The organism is Peribacillus asahii (assembly GCF_003570725.1).
GTDB lineage: Bacteria > Bacillota > Bacilli > Bacillales > DSM-1321 > Peribacillus > Peribacillus asahii.
The window spans coordinates 17,892-35,553 of sequence record NZ_QWVS01000033.1 but is presented as its reverse complement, the minus strand read 5'-3'; the positions used below and the strand labels follow the sequence as shown (position 1 = coordinate 35,553).

Genomic DNA, 17,662 nt, shown 5'->3' with positions numbered 1-17,662 from the left:
TTGCATTTTTTATTATTTCCGATAATCGACTCATCATGTCTTTTAATTTTAGGAGTTTAACCCAACATCGAAGCTAATTGCTGATAAAGAGCGTCTTGGTCAATAAACCAGCGATCTGTTACACCTTCTCTTCGAATAATAAAGTGAATCGTATCTTTTACCTTGCCCCTCTTCTCTGTATAAATAGCCACCTGAGCTGGTATATCAATGAGCAATAACTCATCCTGACCTTCACGGCGCTCCTTCGACAGGTTCAAATATGTGATATCTTTAACAATACTATTCAAATATTTCATCCGATGCGCATTAGATACCGTTTGTGCTAATATTTTGGAATCTCCTTGATTGACGGCCGTTGCAAACATATCAATCAATTCAGAAGGACTAAGCGTTGCTGCATAGTCATCCAGCTTACCAGCCGCTTTCAAAATCATTAATTTATGAGCAAGGTCTTCATTTCTCAAACGATGTGTGATACTTCCTGAGAAGTGAATACAAAAGTGACCGGAAAAACCATTATCAAGAGCACCCGCACCATGAGGCATGCCATGCATCGAAGCCGCAATCACTTGATCTTTTATGACAATCACAATCGCTCTTCTTTTCCAACTCCATTGATTATGATAAATCTGCTTCATAATTCGAGTATCTTTTCTTGTTAACGGCTGTACATCGGCATGCTGGCTCCCTGCTCTTCGTTGAACACTAAATCTTTGTCCAGTTTCAACATCGATAATGGTAAATTTCGCTTTATTAGGGATTATTTTATTCACTTCTTCCCAGGGCAGCATTTCAATTTTAAAGCTAATGGGAGTATCTTCGTCTTCCCATTTCATCGCATAAGCGGAGGGAGTACACGCGAGAGTTAACATGAAAACAATCAATAATAGTAGGTAATTTTTCTGGCTACTCATTTCACTTCTCCTATGTTTTTCCTTATTATTTCAAGATATGATGAATTGAATAGCCTTTAATATTTGGAAACTGTTTTCCCACTCACTCCTTTTGTTTCAAATACGCCTCCATTTGCATCAAGTCTTCAGGAGTATCCACATCTCTCCCCCACATAGACTGATCGAAAGAGACGATTTTCATTCGATCCTGATGTGCTTGAATAATTGATTTTCCCCCTTGATCTCCTTCCATAAAATCAAAATGCCGAAACAATTCACCATCAAACAAAATGGGATGACCTACTACACCGTCATAGGCAGGTCGTACAATCCTAATTCCCTCTTTTCTCGTTTTCTTATATTGTTTGATTAACGTTTGAACAACCTCAATTGAAACAAAAGGCTGATCCGCTAAAAAAATAATCGCCGCATCGACGCGGCCTTTCATCGCTTCCATACCTAGTTTTAAAGAAGAAGCCATTCCCGTTGCATAGTTTGGATTGTATAGAACTTCAATTTGACGGAATTCATGAGACAGCTTACGCATTTCCTCAATATATGGGCCTGCAATTAAAACGATTGGATCTAGGGAATGATAAATAGACGCTTTAAGCGCATAATGAAAAAGAGGTATACCATGCAACGGTAATAAAAGTTTAGGCTTGCCCATTCGTTTGGACATACCAGCAGCTAGGATAACAGCTCCAATCTTACTCATGAATTTTTGCCTTTCCGTGGAGCGGCCTTGGATTTCTTCCGCTTCTTACAGCCATTAATTCAGAAACAATACTAATCGCCACTTCCTCCATCGTTTCCGCTCCTAAATCTAAGCCTAATGGAGAACGAATCGGGCCACTGGAAAAACTCCGTCCAATGTTGGAAAGCATCTCTTCCGTTCGAGACATCGGTCCGAGAACACCGACAAAGCGCGGATGACTGCTAAGCGCAAGCTGTAAGGCATCTTCATCATGCTGCTGATGATGATTCATAATAATCCACCAGCAATCCATCATTTCCTTAGAAGAGATGGCTGTAGAATGTTTAACAATATGATGTGCAGCACTAGGGAAAAAGCGAGGATTATTCAACTCTTCACGCGGGTCTAATACCGTCACCGCAAAGCCAGCTTTAGTCGCAAGCTCCACAACCGGAATCGAATCTCGTCCAGCACCCGCGACGATAAGTGATTCACTAGGTTTTACGGCATCAATCCAATATGAATAGCCTTTATATGTAAATACTTCAGCACGCGTTTGCTTCTCCATAACACTTCTCGCCCGTTCAACTACTTCATTTGGCACACTTGCCGCATCCCCTAGCCTCTTTCCATCTTTTTGAACGATTAACCGTCTTCCAGTCGGAATCTCCAACACAAGTGAAAAAGCTTGATTCCTTTCGAGAACTCCATTTATTTTCAGCCAAAATTCATCCTCACGTTCAATCGGCAATATAAGTATATTCAGTACTCCTTTGCAACCGATTCCTAGTCCCCAAATGTCCCGCTCGCTTAAATTGTACGTTTGCACATGTGGAGTTTTCCGGTCCATCGCCTGTTCAGCCCATCCATATAAATCACTTTCTAAACAGCCCCCGCTGATGGTGCCAAACATCTCTCCAGCTCTTGTCATCATCATTTTTGCTCCCGGAAGTCTATAGGCAGAACCGTTCGCACTAATCAGCATCACGAGAGCAGCCTGCTCATTCCGTTCCCATGCTTGTTTCATTTGTTGAAACAACTCCTTGAACTCTTGTAACCGCGACATACTTCCCCTCCTCATTGACTACGTTGTTACATAGTTATTCAAAAACTACATAAACATGTATGAATGTGATTTTTTAGTCATAACAAAAGGAAAATTCTCATATAGTAGTAAATTGTGTAAAAATAACAATCTATAAGGAGGCCCTAATGAAGGCAAACAAACTATTAAAGTGGTTGATTGCATTCGCCCTCATCTTTACAGTCTATATCCCGCTATCCAAACAAGCAGAAGCGGCACAAACCCTCACCGCAACAGTTAATATTAAATCTGGTACATTAAATGTCCGGGAAAAACCATCAACCTCATCCAAAAAGGTCGGTTCCCTGAAAAAAGGAGCCAAAGTGACCGTTTATGCCAAAACGAAAAGCGGCTGGTCTGAAATTCGCTACAATAAGAAAAAAGCGTTTGTGGCGACTAAGTATTTAACATTCACCTCCACGCAAGCTAGTTATGAACAAGATCCAAATAAAATTTATGTGTATAAATACGAAGATGGATTGTACACCGAGAAAAGCAACGGCAAGAAATATACTCACGAATACTTCGGAAAAGGCTGGTTGCTCTGGACCACGACAATGCCTGACAAAACAACGTATCAATGGTATCTAAGAGAAACAAAAGATGGACTATATACCGTTCATCCCGATGATCCACACACTCATAACGCGCTCATTAAATATCCGGTCAAAGTAGGTTACTCTTGGAAAATCATCTATGAAGGCGACGTACTAAACACGTATAAAATTACGGCCGTGAATAAAACGGTTAAAACGCATGCCGGTACGTTCAAACAAGTAGTCGAAGTAACGGCTGAGGAAGGTGTGAAAATGTATTACGCTAAAAACGTTGGGCTAATCAAAACGACTTACAAAGGAAAAACGACTGGGGAGTTGTATCAGTTGAAGAAAAAGTAAAGGGATTCGACATGGATGAAGGACATTTTCCTGAATGGATTTCTTCTGGATTTTGTCCTTCATACCCCTGATGAACGACTTTTTACTAGCTAGATTTCTCTCTTTTGGCCTTCATAGCCCTAATGAAGGACTTTTTACTAGCTGGATTTCTCTCTTTCGGCCTTCATAACCCTGATGAACGACTTTTTACTAACTCGATTCCTCTCTTTTGTCCTTCATAACCCTGATGAACGACTTTTTACTAGCTAGATTTCTCCCTTTCGGCCTTCATACCCCTGATGAACGACTTTTTACTAACTCGATTCCTCTCTTTTGGCCTTCATAACCCTGATGAACGACTTTTTACTAGCTAGATTTCTCTCTTTCGGCCTTCATACCCCTGATGAACGACCTTTTACTAGCTGAACTTCTTTCTTTCGGCCTTCATAGCCCTAATGAACGACTTTTTACTAGCTAAATTTCTCTCTTTTGGACTTCATAACCCTGATGAACGACTTTTTACTAGCTCGATTTCTCTCTTTCGGCCTTCATAACCTTGATGAACGACTTTTCCCTAGTTCGATTCCTCTCTTTCGGCCTTCATAATCCTAATGAACGACTTTTTACTAGCTCGATTCCTCTCTTTCGGCCTTCATAATCCTGATGAACGACTTTTTACTAGTTCGATTCCTCTCTTTCGGCCTTCATAACCCTGATGAACGACTTTTTACTAGCTCGATTCCTCTCTTTCGGCCTTCATACCCCTGATGAACGACTTTTTATGAGCTCGATTCCTCTCTTTCGGCCTTCATAACTCCGCAAAAAAGGAAGGCTGCCCCAAAAGCCATTTTTCATGACTTTTGGGACAGCCTTCTCAGGTTCAATTAAATAACATTGTCGATCACACCTATAACATAGCCCTCATTTAAGATAATCATAAGCATTTTTGGCTAACAATAAAAAAGTTACTACGATAAATAGTGCACGTACATAGCCGCTCCCTCGTTTAATCGCAAATTTTGAGCCGCAGATTGCTCCAGCAATTTGCGCAAGCCCCATCACTAAACCATAGGCATAATTGATTTGTCCTAAATACATAAACATTAATAAGGCCGCAATATTACTGCCAAAGTTTAAAAACTTCGCATTCCCTGCCGCCTTTAAAAAATCAAAGCCCATTATTAAAAAAGCAAAGATTAAAAACGAACCTGTTCCAGGACCTAGAAATCCATCGTAGAAACCAATAGCAGTAAGCAAAATCATAAAAATAATAAAGTCGCGAATAGATAATTTTTTATAGGTAGAATTATTGCCCCAATCTTTCTTGAAAATCGTATAAACGGCAACGGCTGCAAGCATAACAAGCATCAATGGCTTTAGTACTTCAGGGTTCATCAAATGAACGGTCCAAGCCCCAATCATCGAGCCAATAAAAACAAGCGGAAAGAACTTATAAACCGATTTTAAATCAAGCTTCCCTGAACGATAAAACATAATGGTACTTGTTAAAGAACCTATTGTCCCTGCTAATTTATTCGTTGCTACAGCTCCCGCTGGTGTCAAACCTGTAAATAACAATGCAGGTAAGGCAATCAGTCCGCCCCCACCGACAACTGAATCAATAAATGCGGCTAAAAAACCAAAGACAAGCAAAATTATTAATAGCGATGGATCTAATTCAAATAGCATCTAACTCAGCCCTTTTCTTAGTTACTACTTTAATAGTAACTAAGGTATTTATTATTGTAAATAGTTATATTTTGATATGATAATGATAAATAACTATTGGGGGAAAAGAAGTGGAAAACATAGTACAGCAGCTAAAAAAACTAGGCTTTAACGAATATGAAGCTAAATCCTATGTTTCTCTTGTTAAACAAGGAACGGTTACCGCTTATCAAGTTAGTAAAGATTCGGGCATTCCACGCGCACGAGTGTATGACGTCTTAGGCAATCTTGTTGAAAAGGGAATTGTCCTGAAGGAAGAAATAAATAATAATACGCAATATTCACCGCTGCCTGTTGAGATTTTTTTAAAGAAGGCTCAATCAGACTGGCAATCTAATTATGAAATTGTCAGCGATTCATTGAAGCAGCTCGAACTAACAGACAAAAAGCCCGACAATCGTGTCATGACGTTAAAGGATCGTGAAACGATTATTAGCTACTGTCAAGTATTGCTCAAAAAAGCAGAAAAACGCGTTGTTATTTCAATGTGGGACGATATATACGATGTGTTGAAGGAGGATTTGAAAGAGGCAGCTTCTCGAGTTACCGTGCAAGGCATCACACTGCATGTTGAAAATCCTATTGAACACGTAGACGCTCACCGTATCACCCCTTTTACGGAAGCCGCTTCTAGTGAGCATTGGTTCATTCTTTCGATAGATGCAAAAGAAATGATTTATGGGCCTTCCTTTAAAGAGCGCAGCATGGCCTTTTATACAGATGACCCAATTCACATTTATTTATTAGAGGATTATGTATGGCATGATGTATTAGTCAATCGACTCGTCCAACGCAGTCAGGACGATTTACAGCAATGGATTACTGCAGAGAGAAAAGCTTTTTTTATGGAAAACTAAAACTTCCTTGTACAGCTGCCTATTCAACAATTGAGTGCTTCCCTTCAAAATTCAGCTTCCATTTCAGGAGGCTTTTTTTAATGCACTAATAGGGAAATTAATAAGAGTTACAAAATTGGGCCACTATTAAGATGTCATATATCTTAAAGGTGGTGCTTTTATGAAAGAAATTATTTTAAGTATTGTAGCCGGTTTAGCAGTGGGTATTGTATTTAAATGTTTAAAACTTCCGCTTCCAGCTCCCCCTGTTTTAGCAGGAGTGTTAGGTATCGTCGGGGTCTACCTTGGCGGGTTAGCTGGAGAATGGATCATGAACTATTTTAAATAATTAAAAAGACCTCAAAAATTAATCTCTAGCTATTGTGCTAATGCCGTTCAAATTCTCGGGATATACCGAGTGTTTTTTTGTAAATAATAAGATTGTTAAACAAGAAATTAAGGAGGATTTGTATGCAACAGAATCAACAAGCAAAAGAGAATTTGAGTTCTATTATGAAACCAGAATTTGCTGGAACCGATGCACAAAAAGTAAAACAACAAATTCAAAAAGATGTAAGCGAAGGACAAGGTGCAATGACTTCCCGAGAGGCGGGAGCAATGCACGATTAAAAAACCACTCTGAGTGGTTTTTATTTTTCTGCTTCAAAATAAAACACTTAACATCTCCTATTTCGACTTGATAGAGATGTTAAGTGTTTTATGACTAAAAACGTTTGGTTTGAAAGATCACCTTAAGCCATTGACCATGAATATCTACTAAAGAAACAACGAAATAAATAAATTTGGCAACTCTTATTTGATTGAACTAACCCGTTGAGAATCAGATACTGCTTCCTCCACCCTATTACGTTTTAAAGCGGTACCTAGTATGACAATCATGCTTACTAAGCCAATCCAAACAAGGACAGAAACAGGAGTGTTCCAAGTTAATCCTTCCCCAAAGAAGAATAATTCTCGAAGACCTTCCACCATGAATCGCATTGGCAACCAAGAGTGAATCCAATCTCGATAAAATGGAGACATCATTTCTGGAGCCACTGCAAGCAATGGTGCTCCAAAGAAAAGCATTAAAACAAAGATAGGTATACCTTTAAAACCTAATAATGAAAGCACAGCTGATATCATTAGGAAAAAGCTAAAGGAAGTAATCGTTAGAAATAAAGCTGTATCCGTAAATTGCGGAATATTGAATCCTACCATCCCATCTGCCAACCATGTTAATCCAAATCCGATGAAAAGAGCAACGATTGCTCCCATTAAAATTTGTGCAGATTTTGCAGCAAGGTTCTCTTTTCGATTAGTAATTGATAATTTACTAACAGCGATAAAGATAATAGCTGCACCCGCTAAGCTTCCCATCCATAGTGGTTGGAATAAGGAGACAGGAGAATTGCCGTTTGCACTATTAGAACCAATTTCATTCACATTCGTAACTGTTTTTGTAATAGGCGTTGCTAAGCTTGCAGCTTGTTTTGTTGTTAAAGTTGCTCCTTGTTTTTCAAAACCATCAAGGAGTTGTTTACGGACATTATTGTTTATATTATCAACTACTCCATTCAAGACCTGTCCTGCCATTGTTGAAGCTGCTGTATTCATTCCCTGATTAATATATATTTGAACTTCAGGCGAAGAAGGTGCTGGTGTCCTTAATGATGCCTGTTTAACACTGAAATCTTTTGGAATGACCAATGTTGCATAATATTTTTGGTTATCCATGCCTTTTTGTGCATCCTCTGCCGTTTTTACTTTAATCCATTTCACAGCAGGGTCTTCATCCTTTGTCGCTTTTGAGTTTTTTTGCATCATTTCAACAATCGTTTGACCCATATTCATTTTTGGTTGATTAGGAATTTCCACTCCCTCATCCTCATTCACGATTGCAATAGGAAGATTTTTCGGTTGTGGTTGAACCGATGGAAATAATGTTAGTGAAAAAATAAAAATAACTGCTAATGCGATAATCGGTGATAACCATACGAGTTTGTTTTTAAACATATTTCATCCTCCTTGATTTCGAGTTATAATAACGAACAACCTGTTGTTTATTTCATTTCAAATTATAAAATTGAATCCTTTTCTGTTCAATAATCAAAAATCGTAGATGTGTCGGTTATAAGACACCTTTTACAAATGTGTTGGTTAATAATAAGGAGGGCGTAACTTGCGGGATAGTAATACGGATCTAAGGGTCATTCGGACAAGAGAATCAATCCGGAATGCACTAGTAGAATTAATAGAAGAAAAAGGCTTTGAAGCAATATCCGTTAAAGATATAACAACTAGAGCAAAAATTAATCGAGGTACATTTTATGCACATTATCAAGATAAATTCGATTTAATGACTAAATGCGAAGAAGAAATTATGCTGGAAATGTCCAGAATTGCAAAACAGAACTTCCCAAGTGTTATTGCCGCACTTGAAACGAACTCACCAACTGTAACACCATTTCCTCTTGTAGTTTCAGTATTTGAGTATCTAAATGAAAATAGTGGATTTATGAAAGCTGTGTTAGGTCCCAAAGGAGATTTATCATTTCAAACAAGACTGAAAGACTTTATGTGGAAAACAATGTTTGGAAATAATTCAGAGGCACTTGTTAAGGAGGAAAATTTACTTGTTCCAGGACAATATTTAGCTTCTTATATTTCATCGGCACATATAGGGGTCATTCAACAATGGTTGAATAGCGGCAGGAAAGAATCCCCTCAAGAAATGGCTCGTATCCTATCGACCATTACAGCTAATGGTCCCATGTTTGCAGCTGGTTTAAAAAAATAAATCCGGCTGTTTATTTTGATTAAGCTCCTTCTTAAATGTTTGAAAGACGAGGAAGAGTTCTCCCTAGAACGGGAAGATAATATAATTTTCTATAATCTACTCATTTTATAGGCTGTCCAATATTCGAAGGGGAAGTACTGCTAACAGCAGGAAAAGGGGACTACATATTCGTCATATGTAATCCCCTTGTTAATAATATTATGATTGGTTGCTTTATTTCCCTTTCTTCACTTCATGAAGCTTATCTGGAAAGTTTGTAAACATTCCCGTTACTCCCCAGTCAATAAGCTGCTTCATTCTGTCCTTATCATTCACTGTGTATGGATGAAGTTCCAGGCCGCTGTTAACGACTTTTTGTACATATTCTTCGTTCAAATATGTATGATTAGGTCCAACTCCCATCGCATATTCTTTAATTGCTGCAATTTCATCATCCGTAATAACGGCATCATTTTTATACGAGATTAATTGAATAAGATTAACGGATGGATCCAGTTCATTCATGATCTTTAAGCTCTGAGGGCTAAAAGACTGAATAAGAAGAGTCTTTTTATTAATGTCATATTTATCGATTAAGCGTAAAAGTTCTTTTTCCATGCCTGGATACGTTTCAGGTGATTTTGTTTCAATATAGTAGCGAGCATTTTTTCCGAACTTTTTAAACACTTCTTCGAGCGTTGGCACTTGCAGCCCTTCATAGTTCGGATTAGCACTCTCTGGATATTTTTCATTAAACCAACTGCCTGCATCAAGCTGTTTAATTTCAGCTAATGTATAATCTTTAACAAGACCTGTCCCGTTTGTCGTCCGGTCCAATTTCTCATCATGCATCGCGATTAGCTGTCCGTCCTTTGTCATTTGCAAATCTATTTCAATATAGTCGCCATGCATTTTTTCTCCCATTTGATAGGATACTAGAGTATGTTCCGGTGCATAACCTGAAGCACCTCGATGGGAAACATTTACGATATCTTTATGTTTTTCCTTAGCCAAAGCCTCTCCTCCTCCTGTCATCACACCAATTGCCATTACAAGAGCACCACAAGCTGCTAACCATTTTCTTTTCACTCTACACATCTCCTATCTCTTTGTCTAATAGATTACTTCTTAAAAATACCAGTAAACTATTAATTTTCATTTAGGAGAACGTGAAGATTGATAAAGAATATATTAAGAATTGTAAAATAGAGGTATATATGTCCTACTGAACATTCACTTATTCACCAAATGAGGCGGAGTTCTCCCCTCCAAAGCTTCAATTAGATTTCGCGCTGCCAGTTCCCACATTTTCGTTCTTGTTTGGACACTTGCACTGCCGATATGCGGAAGAGCGACTACATTTGGTGCTGTTAATAATGGATGATCCACTGGAATGGGCTCCTCTGCAAATACATCTAAGCCCGCCCCCCAAATGATTCCTTCTGTTAAGGCCGTTACTAAATCGGCTTCATTCACAATGCCGCCTCTTGCTGTATTAATGAGGATGGCTGTTTTCTTCATCGTTTTTAATTCTTTTAAGGTAATTAAATTCTCTGTTTCTTTCGTATATGGAGTTAATACACAAACGAAATCCGATCTTCTCAGCAGCTCTTCTTTCGAAACATAGTGAATGCCTAGCTCCTGTTCTAATGCAGGCTTTTGCGTGCGATTATAATACAATAACTCCATTCCAAAACCTTTTGCTCTCCTAGCAACGGCCGCTCCAATTTCCCCTAAACCGATGATGCCAATTGTCGCTCCGTACACATCCATTCCCGTTAAAAACATCGGTGACCATGTTTTCCATTTCCCTTCTCTTAGCACATCGGAAGCTTCTACTAATCTTCTAGAAGTCGCCATTAACAGAGCAAAGGTTAAATCAGCCGTCGTTTCCGTTAAGACACCTGGCGTGTTCGTGACCATGATCCCCTTTGACGAAGCATATTCCACGTCGATGTTGTTATAGCCGACAGCTAAGTTGCTAATGACCTTTAACCCTTTCCCTTTGTTGATCACTTCCTCGTCGATATGTTCCGTTAACAGACAAAGAACTCCATCTACTTCTGAAATCTGTTCTAACAAAAATTCACGCGGAATCTGCTCTTCCTCACAATCCCAAAGCATTAATTCAAAATGATCATTCAGTAATTGTAAAATATGCTCTGGCGGTTTTCTCGTAACCAACACTTTTTGTTTCATGGAAATCTCCCTCTCTTTCTAGAAGCAAGGCTCTATTCGTTACCCATAATTCGAATTTTAGGATTCAGCTTTTGCAATTCTTTTATAAATCGTTCTTGATTGATAGGAGAAATAGAAATGGTCTTATACTTCCGATAATTAATTTCAATTTTATACATCGAAAGGGCTGGAGCGGTAAATGGATTGACTGTTAGACGAATCGATTGAATATCTTGGATAGCAATACTCTTTTTTATCGGTCCATAGGAAATCTTTAGTATACCTTGTTCAATTTTGTAACGTGTCCAAAACCAAATCGATAGCAACAGCCCAATCATTATTGTCATTACAATGATTCCCACAAGATTAAATTCAATAAATGTTGATTCATAGAAAATCCAAATAAACACTCCGATTAAAGCCCAAATAATCATTCGCATCCACATATCTTTTTTTGACGAAAATTCCATAGCATCACCTCTACACTGCATATACACATTTCTCAAACTCTTTATAACCTTAACAAAAAAGAGCTTTTCAGCTCCCTTAAACATATTAACGTTCTATTTCCAATCTTTCCGCCAGCTTTTGATGAACTTATCTACACTATAAATTATACCTAATTGTACAAATACAGGAAATAACTATTCACAAACTGCACATACTATCTTTAATTGACCTGTACTAAAATAAGGTATATAATTTATCTCGAATTAAAGATACTTAAATAAAATATAAAAGGAAGTTTTACGATGCTAAGAAAACTAGACCACAACAATATGGGCAGAAGCAATCTCGGTTGGCTGCAAAGCTTATTCCACTTCTCTTTTGCCGAGTACTATAATCCAGAAAACATCCACTTCGGCGCTTTGCGAGTGATTAACGACGATTTAATCGCTGCTCAAACAGGATTCAATATGCATCCTCATCAAGATATGGAGATTATTTCTTATGTTGTAGATGGCGAGCTGACTCACCAAGACAGCATGGGCAACAAAAGTACAATCACTCGCGGACAAGTTCAATATATGAGTGCTGGAACAGGCGTGTATCATAGCGAGCATAATATGGGTGACAACACATTAAGAATGCTGCAAATTTGGATTATTCCCGATCGAGCGGGCCATACTCCTCACTATGGCGATTTTCGATTTGATATGGAAGCAAGACATAACAAGTGGCTTCATATGGTATCGGGTAAAGAAGGTTCTGCACCGATTCAAATTAATCAAGACGCTAACCTTTACGCTCTAGAACTTGACCCAGGTAAAGAAATCAGCTTCCCTGTCAAAGAAGGCAGACAAGCGTATCTCGTTCAAATCGAAGGCAGTTCAACTATTAATGATTTAACGTTAAACGCTAGAGATGCTTTGGAAATCGTTGAAGAAGATATTCACATTAAAGCAAATGACACTTCACATGTATTAGTTATTGAAATGGTAAAACTATAGTCGTAATGAAAAAGTTATTTAATTTTTAAAATCAAACAAGCATAACCCCGCTCTACATGTAGAAAGGAGTTATGCTTATTTAATCTTTGATGTAAAATACTTCACTACACTAAAAACTATAACAATAAAGTCATTTGGAAATCTAAGTTTTATTCAATAATTGCGCCCGGTTGTTTAATAACAATAGTTAGGAAATTCATTTTTAGTTTGAAACTGCATAACTAAGAGAATCGACTTATTTTACTTCAATTCAGTAATCGGGATATTGAAATATATAATCATAAAAACAGTAAGTAGAAAGCATAACAACCACGTTAACAATGGTCTAGTAAAATGGAGCCTTATGCCACTGAACATACAAAACCAAATAAAAGTTGACCACCCAATGGTCCAACCATTATGATGTGTATTTAATCCTACAAGTACGTAAAGTACTTCTGCTGCTGCCCACATCAATGTCCATAGTAATATATAGCTTATTTGATTAATTAAACGTTTTTTGAAAGGATAGTGTGAGAGATATATTAAAATCAATGGGGGATAATAAAGATAAACCATAAATAAATCAGTAAGTGTATGATTAGGAAGAAATGACGTCCCAGCAAAATACCATAATGATTTATTGTACGTTAGAAGGCTAACAACCACACTCAATGTCATTACAAAAAGCACGGTTGAATAATATTTTTTCCAATTTCTCCAATCGCTGAAACGCCAAGCTACGATTAATACTATACATTCAAAAATTATTGTTAAATAGTTTAAAAATCCCAAACCTTTCACCCCAAATTTAACTCTTATAGCCTCCCCTGATTATGTATATAACCATTGCTATTAGTTTATATAGTTTCCTTTGTTTAGGGGTTTAATTCAAATTCATCCATATTTAAACTTTTAAAAGTCTTCTTTGTTAAAATTCGACTTTGATTATGTATTCTTGTTCAGCAAAATCGACTGATTGTGAAATTTAAACTCTGAATTTCTCCATTACAAACATCAGTTGGGGCAATGTCAACAGATGCAGTCTGCCGATTGTGAGAGAATATATCCACTTTTCTCTATTCCATATTACTGTGCTTTTGAAAAGCTTGTTCGTGGCTGACTTGTTTTCTGGCAGCATATTCAAGACAAATTCCATCGAACAGGATGTGAGTGCATTGATCGAATAATGATCCGAGTGGCTGAATCGTTGTATGTTCCCCTGCTTTTCGGTATTTTGTAGCTGCTGGAACATGGATGATAAGGGATGCATAGGAGGCTAAAGGAGATTCAGTGTCCGTAGTGACCGCAATAATGTGACATCCAATCGATTTTGCCTTTTCTGTCGTCCACACGACATTTTGGGTTGTTCCGGAACCAGAAACAGCCACTAGAATATCTCCTTCTGAAATAGAAGGTGTAATAGTCTCACCTATGACATATACGTCAGCACCCAAATGCATTAAGCGCATCGCAAAGGATTTGGCCATGAATCCCGAACGTCCCTCACCTATGACAAAAATCCGTCTCCCTTCCTGTAAGAGAAGAGCTAACGCTTCAATGTCCTGAACGTTTATTTTTTTCATAACAATCGAAATCTCCGATAGTATCGTTTCTAATTGATTCATCGCTTTTCTACCTCCCTTATCCGATTATTTCTTTAAATGCTGCTGCTATCTTTCCAGGGTGATCTGCTTTCGTGATGGCTGATCCAATAATGACAATATGAGGACGTGATTCTGATTCTATCATGTTCTCAATTGAATCTATCGTAATACCACCTGCCACAGCCCATTCCAGCGAAGGAACAAAGCTTACCTTATCCATGTTGTTTCTCCCTGCCATTTCTTGTTCGTCTTTGCTGATATGCTCACAAAAAATTGCCTCTTTATATTGAAACAGGGAAACCCTTTGCTCAATCGTTGTATTTAATAAATCAATCATTGCTTTCTTGCCATGTTTAGCTGCTGTATTTAAACATGCATCAATTGTATGAATGGACGATACTCCCATTACAGTCGCAATGTCACCGCCCGCGTTGAAGCAAAGATCAAATTCATATATCGCATTATCTATTGTTTTTATATCCCCGACAATTGTTTTATTAGGAAAGGCCTCTCGTATCTTTGATACAGCTTCCATACCAAACTCTTTGATTAATGATGTTCCGACTTCGATTAGATCAATTGATTTTTCTGCCTCTCGTGTAATCCGAATGGCTTCCTCAATTGATAAGCGATCCAAGGCAAGCTGAATTTCCACTATACCACTCCTCCAAACCCATTTAATAATTCGGTTGATCAAACAATGCGTTTCATTGACTATTCATAAGTCTTTTACATAGGGCAAACTGAAGGAAGCAAAAGACGAATTCCCTCAGCCTGCCATCTTCATGTATACCACAAACAGACAAAGTTTCGCTCACATGTTAGTCAGCTTTACGAGAAGCATTACGCTCTTCATCATAACTGATAACAATCTGAGGTATTTCTACTTCTTGAGTGACAAGCTCATCGGCTTTACATACGTAAAAATTCATACACACTTGATGCAATTGTGATACCTTGTTCAAGGTTTCTTGCTTCATGCAGCTGCTCAATCTCTCCCGGTACATATACGCGATCAACCCCTGGAGCTGGCGGAACTTGCTGAAGTTCTTCCATCATTCGGTCCATTTGCTCCAAAAACAGATCTATATCCGTAAAGAAGGAAGGATTAATGACACAGAAATAGTGGCCGAGCTTTCGTTTTTTATCAAGATCATCATACATTTTTCCAATGTGTGGACCGAATGCCGCACCTGCTAATAATCCTGAGAAAACATCAACAATTACAGATAAACCGTAACCTTTTGGACCTCCAAAAGTAGAGAGCGCAACGACTTTGTTTGGATCCGTAACAGAAGCGCCAGTTTCATCGACTCCCCACCCTTCTGGAATTTCCTTTCCTTCTTCACGTGCCTGAAGGATTTTACCCAGTGCTACATTGGATGTAGCCATGTCAAGGATCAATGGTTTCTTTGTTTTTGCAGGCACTCCATAAGCAATAGGATTGGTTCCAAGAAACGATGTCTTTCCTCCAAATGGAACAACGATTTTATCAGTGTGTGACATCGCCACCCCGATTAGCTTCGCATCTGCAGCTTTTTGAACAAAATAGCTTAAAGCTCCGCAATGGCTGCTATTCATAACCGTTACCATACCCACTCCATTGTTGCGGGCCATTTCGATCGCATGATCCATGGCAATATCCCCGATAACGTGTCCAAATCCATCATCCCCGTCAACAATCCCTGTTACAGGTCCGGTCGACTGAAAGGAAATTTGTGCATCCGGGTTAATTCCGCCAGCTTGTAAACGATTTACATAATGCTCTGTTCGCAATACACCATGGGAATTCACATTCCTAAGATCCGCATGGACCAAAACCTCCGCGACTTTCTCTGCGTGCCCCTCATTTAACCCTGCTTCTACTAGTTTCTTAATAACTAATTGTTTAGCTTCTTCTGCTTGTATTGTTACTGTCGTCATTCTAACATCCCCTTATTCTAAGTTTTATGCTGTTTTCGTAATGATTCTTCTATTTATCTTTCTGATAAGCTATCAGTAATTGCAGCATCTAACAGATTGGTCAAACCAACCACCTGAAATTCCCAATAAACTAACAAGTTTCTTACCTCTATCTTTCGAATTAGACCTATGATAAAAGGCATCCTATCTTTTTAAATAGATTGTTTGATAGTTGCTAAAACTAGGATATAGATGGAGAAAACGAAGAATTGTTCCCTTTTACTTTAAGCTAATTATTTTTCATCTATTAATTTAGTTAAAGTAATTACGTAATCTTTATTTATTAAAAGAACCTCTGTCTTTAAAACTAGATGCACAATTAATCCCTTCTAAACCCATCCTATAAAATGTAACATTTCACATTTTACATTTATATGTTATGTTTTTCTTAATAGTTAGTCAATTCTTTTATTAACATTTTTTCTCATATTCATAACAAATAAGAAATTGACGCCATTTAATATAGTCACCTATAATTTATTACTAGTGTTACATAAAATATTTGTTGGATTATCAAAGAGGAATGTTTGTATTTCTCAAAGAGATTTGTCAGTAACTCAGAAGATTTATTCGACCACAAGTCACCATAATATTCAAAATGTGCTGCAACGCTGCTGATCATTTATATAGAATGGTATATCTTAAACTATTAAAGTAACAGGAGGTTCTGCTGTGAATAATATAATTGAAACCTCTGCCCTAGCAACACAAGTATACAGGGTTCTTCGAGGAGAAATTATTAGTGGAGTATTTGCTCCTGGTGAAAAGCTCGATATTAATAAATTAGCAGAGAAGTTTGGAGTAAGCCGCTCTCCAGTCAAAGAGGCCATTAATCAATTAGTTCATGAAAGTTTAATTGAAATATTGCCGCGTAAAGGAACTTATATTACTCAACTGAGATATAAAGATTGTATGGAAGCGCTCGATGCTCGTTTCATGGTTGAAACGTGGGCTGCACGTATGATTATCTCTCATGTATCAGATGAGCAAATGGATACATGGAAACAACTACTTACCGAGATGGATTCATTATTAGAAATACAACCATTTCCTTTCGAGACCTACACTAAACTTGACATGAAGTTCCATCAGCTTTTAGTTCAATGGGCCTCGAATCAAAAGGTGCAAGATATCTATAATTCAATTAATCCCCAGGTCTCACTAGCTCGAGTCGTATATAGTACACTTTTTGAAAATAGTTCAAAGCGGCATAAAGACCATCATCATATGTATGAGGCGTTAAAAAACCGAGACCTCTCCGCTCTTATAAATGCCTTACAACAACATAATGATAGTTTAAAAGAAGATACTACATTGAACTGGAACGAACAATTACACGGCCCAATTGATGAACAAATTTAATATAAAACTTCATCTGGCTAGTATGAATTTCGATATAAAAGTGGAGAAAGCAAATTCGAATGAGAATTTGCTTTTTTATTTAGGGGCTTACAGCATGAAAACTCATTCAATATACGGGTTTTTTCTAAAATATACATTTTGCACAACAAAATGAATCGCTTTCAGCCTAAAAACCTTTTTGAACCACTTTTTATCATCTGCTATTTTGTAGATAACGACAGGTCATATTAA

General features: G+C 37.8%; 19 protein-coding genes. 7 read left to right on the top strand and 12 right to left on the bottom strand.

Going from position 1 to position 17,662, the window contains the following annotated elements; all coding sequences use genetic code 11:
• Nucleotides 1-56: 56 nt before the first annotated feature.
• The 3 genes from D1953_RS15730 to D1953_RS15720 form a co-directional block, all read right to left on the bottom strand.
• On the bottom strand, nt 57-914 hold the full coding sequence (locus tag D1953_RS15730) for a hypothetical protein (protein WP_119118131.1): 858 nt from the start codon (nt 912-914) through the stop codon (nt 57-59).
• A gap of 82 nt (nt 915-996) precedes the next feature.
• Nucleotides 997-1,611 (bottom strand): nucleotidyltransferase family protein, encoded by a 615-nt coding sequence (locus D1953_RS15725; protein ID WP_119118130.1) that lies wholly within the window; start codon nt 1,609-1,611, stop codon nt 997-999.
• On the bottom strand, nt 1,604-2,656 hold the full coding sequence (locus D1953_RS15720; protein ID WP_119118129.1) for an XdhC family protein: 1,053 nt from the start codon (nt 2,654-2,656) through the stop codon (nt 1,604-1,606). Before D1953_RS15720 ends, D1953_RS15725 begins: the two co-directional genes overlap by 8 nt.
• 146 nt (nt 2,657-2,802) lie before the next feature.
• Between D1953_RS15720 and D1953_RS15715 the strand changes: the two genes are divergently transcribed.
• Nucleotides 2,803-3,570 carry an SH3 domain-containing protein gene (locus tag D1953_RS15715; protein WP_119118128.1) on the top strand — a complete coding sequence of 256 codons (768 nt, stop codon included), beginning with the start codon at nt 2,803-2,805 and terminating at the stop codon, nt 3,568-3,570.
• 900 nt (nt 3,571-4,470) lie between these two features.
• Here the strand turns inward: D1953_RS15715 and D1953_RS15710 are convergent.
• Nucleotides 4,471-5,238, bottom strand: a complete 768-nt coding sequence (locus tag D1953_RS15710; RefSeq protein ID WP_119118127.1) for a TSUP family transporter — start codon at nt 5,236-5,238, stop codon at nt 4,471-4,473.
• Nucleotides 5,239-5,348: 110 nt separating this feature from the next.
• On the opposite strand from D1953_RS15710, the gene D1953_RS15705 reads away from it, so the two are divergent.
• The 3 genes from D1953_RS15705 to D1953_RS21390 all read left to right on the top strand — a co-directional run bounded on the left by D1953_RS15705 (nt 5,349) and on the right by D1953_RS21390 (nt 6,743).
• A complete protein-coding gene (locus tag D1953_RS15705) occupies nt 5,349-6,134 on the top strand; it encodes a TrmB family transcriptional regulator (protein ID WP_119118126.1) in 786 nt (261 codons plus the stop codon).
• 160 nt (nt 6,135-6,294) lie between these two features.
• A complete protein-coding gene (locus tag D1953_RS15700; RefSeq protein WP_119118125.1) occupies nt 6,295-6,462 on the top strand; it encodes a XapX domain-containing protein in 168 nt (55 codons plus the stop codon).
• Nucleotides 6,463-6,584: 122 nt separating this feature from the next.
• Nucleotides 6,585-6,743, top strand: a complete 159-nt coding sequence (locus D1953_RS21390; protein WP_182480646.1) for a hypothetical protein — start codon at nt 6,585-6,587, stop codon at nt 6,741-6,743.
• Nucleotides 6,744-6,926: 183 nt separating this feature from the next.
• Here the strand turns inward: D1953_RS21390 and D1953_RS15695 are convergent, their stop codons facing one another.
• Entirely contained in the window at nt 6,927-8,129 is a 1,203-nt protein-coding gene (locus tag D1953_RS15695) for a YhgE/Pip domain-containing protein (RefSeq protein ID WP_119118124.1), read from the bottom strand.
• Nucleotides 8,130-8,295: 166 nt separating this feature from the next.
• Between D1953_RS15695 and D1953_RS15690 the strand changes: the two genes are divergently transcribed.
• A complete protein-coding gene (locus D1953_RS15690; protein ID WP_119118123.1) occupies nt 8,296-8,913 on the top strand; it encodes a TetR/AcrR family transcriptional regulator in 618 nt (205 codons plus the stop codon).
• A gap of 213 nt (nt 8,914-9,126) precedes the next feature.
• Here the strand turns inward: D1953_RS15690 and D1953_RS15685 are convergent, their stop codons facing one another.
• The 3 genes from D1953_RS15685 to D1953_RS15675 all read right to left on the bottom strand — a co-directional run bounded on the left by D1953_RS15685 (nt 9,127) and on the right by D1953_RS15675 (nt 11,540).
• Nucleotides 9,127-9,942, bottom strand: a complete 816-nt coding sequence (locus tag D1953_RS15685; protein WP_425454285.1) for a glycerophosphodiester phosphodiesterase — start codon at nt 9,940-9,942, stop codon at nt 9,127-9,129.
• A 183-nt stretch (nt 9,943-10,125) separates the two neighbouring features.
• Nucleotides 10,126-11,091: a 2-hydroxyacid dehydrogenase gene (locus D1953_RS15680; RefSeq protein ID WP_119118121.1), complete on the bottom strand. Its 966-nt coding sequence runs from the start codon at nt 11,089-11,091 to the stop codon at nt 10,126-10,128.
• Nucleotides 11,092-11,123: 32 nt separating this feature from the next.
• The gene (locus D1953_RS15675; protein WP_119118120.1) at nt 11,124-11,540 is read right to left on the bottom strand and encodes a PH domain-containing protein; all 417 of its coding nucleotides are present in this window, start codon (nt 11,538-11,540) and stop codon (nt 11,124-11,126) included.
• A 282-nt stretch (nt 11,541-11,822) separates the two neighbouring features.
• Between D1953_RS15675 and D1953_RS15670 the strand changes: the two genes are divergently transcribed.
• Nucleotides 11,823-12,521 (top strand): pirin family protein, encoded by a 699-nt coding sequence (locus tag D1953_RS15670; RefSeq protein WP_119118119.1) that lies wholly within the window; start codon nt 11,823-11,825, stop codon nt 12,519-12,521.
• A gap of 240 nt (nt 12,522-12,761) precedes the next feature.
• Here the strand turns inward: D1953_RS15670 and D1953_RS22230 are convergent, their stop codons facing one another.
• The 4 genes from D1953_RS22230 to allD all read right to left on the bottom strand — a co-directional run bounded on the left by D1953_RS22230 (nt 12,762) and on the right by allD (nt 16,030).
• Nucleotides 12,762-13,304: a CBO0543 family protein gene (locus D1953_RS22230; RefSeq protein ID WP_119118118.1), complete on the bottom strand. Its 543-nt coding sequence runs from the start codon at nt 13,302-13,304 to the stop codon at nt 12,762-12,764.
• Nucleotides 13,305-13,579: 275 nt separating this feature from the next.
• Nucleotides 13,580-14,128, bottom strand: a complete 549-nt coding sequence (gene hxlB / locus D1953_RS15660; protein WP_119118117.1) for a 6-phospho-3-hexuloisomerase — start codon at nt 14,126-14,128, stop codon at nt 13,580-13,582.
• Between the two features lie 16 nt (nt 14,129-14,144).
• Nucleotides 14,145-14,762 carry a 3-hexulose-6-phosphate synthase gene (gene hxlA / locus D1953_RS15655; RefSeq protein ID WP_119118116.1) on the bottom strand — a complete coding sequence of 206 codons (618 nt, stop codon included), beginning with the start codon at nt 14,760-14,762 and terminating at the stop codon, nt 14,145-14,147.
• A gap of 257 nt (nt 14,763-15,019) precedes the next feature.
• Nucleotides 15,020-16,030 (bottom strand): ureidoglycolate dehydrogenase, encoded by a 1,011-nt coding sequence (allD, locus tag D1953_RS15650; RefSeq protein ID WP_119118115.1) that lies wholly within the window; start codon nt 16,028-16,030, stop codon nt 15,020-15,022.
• A gap of 711 nt (nt 16,031-16,741) precedes the next feature.
• Between allD and D1953_RS15645 the strand changes: the two genes are divergently transcribed.
• Nucleotides 16,742-17,431 (top strand): GntR family transcriptional regulator, encoded by a 690-nt coding sequence (locus D1953_RS15645; protein WP_119118114.1) that lies wholly within the window; start codon nt 16,742-16,744, stop codon nt 17,429-17,431.
• The last annotated feature ends 231 nt before the right edge of the window (nt 17,432-17,662 follow it).

Coding starts and splice junctions, on each gene's coding strand:
- D1953_RS15730 (WP_119118131.1), bottom strand. CDS start 914: ATGAGTAGCCAGAAAAATTACCTACTATTATTGATTGTTTTCATGTTA.
- D1953_RS15725 (WP_119118130.1), bottom strand. CDS start 1,611: ATGAGTAAGATTGGAGCTGTTATCCTAGCTGCTGGTATGTCCAAACGA.
- D1953_RS15720 (WP_119118129.1), bottom strand. CDS start 2,656: ATGTCGCGGTTACAAGAGTTCAAGGAGTTGTTTCAACAAATGAAACAA.
- D1953_RS15715 (WP_119118128.1), top strand. CDS start 2,803: ATGAAGGCAAACAAACTATTAAAGTGGTTGATTGCATTCGCCCTCATC.
- D1953_RS15710 (WP_119118127.1), bottom strand. CDS start 5,238: ATGCTATTTGAATTAGATCCATCGCTATTAATAATTTTGCTTGTCTTT.
- D1953_RS15700 (WP_119118125.1), top strand. CDS start 6,295: ATGAAAGAAATTATTTTAAGTATTGTAGCCGGTTTAGCAGTGGGTATT.
- D1953_RS21390 (WP_182480646.1), top strand. CDS start 6,585: ATGCAACAGAATCAACAAGCAAAAGAGAATTTGAGTTCTATTATGAAA.
- D1953_RS15695 (WP_119118124.1), bottom strand. CDS start 8,129: ATGTTTAAAAACAAACTCGTATGGTTATCACCGATTATCGCATTAGCA.
- D1953_RS15685 (WP_425454285.1), bottom strand. CDS start 9,942: ATGGCAATTGGTGTGATGACAGGAGGAGGAGAGGCTTTGGCTAAGGAA.
- D1953_RS15680 (WP_119118121.1), bottom strand. CDS start 11,091: ATGAAACAAAAAGTGTTGGTTACGAGAAAACCGCCAGAGCATATTTTA.
- D1953_RS15675 (WP_119118120.1), bottom strand. CDS start 11,540: ATGGAATTTTCGTCAAAAAAAGATATGTGGATGCGAATGATTATTTGG.
- D1953_RS15670 (WP_119118119.1), top strand. CDS start 11,823: ATGCTAAGAAAACTAGACCACAACAATATGGGCAGAAGCAATCTCGGT.
- hxlB (WP_119118117.1), bottom strand. CDS start 14,128: ATGAATCAATTAGAAACGATACTATCGGAGATTTCGATTGTTATGAAA.
- allD (WP_119118115.1), bottom strand. CDS start 16,030: ATGACGACAGTAACAATACAAGCAGAAGAAGCTAAACAATTAGTTATT.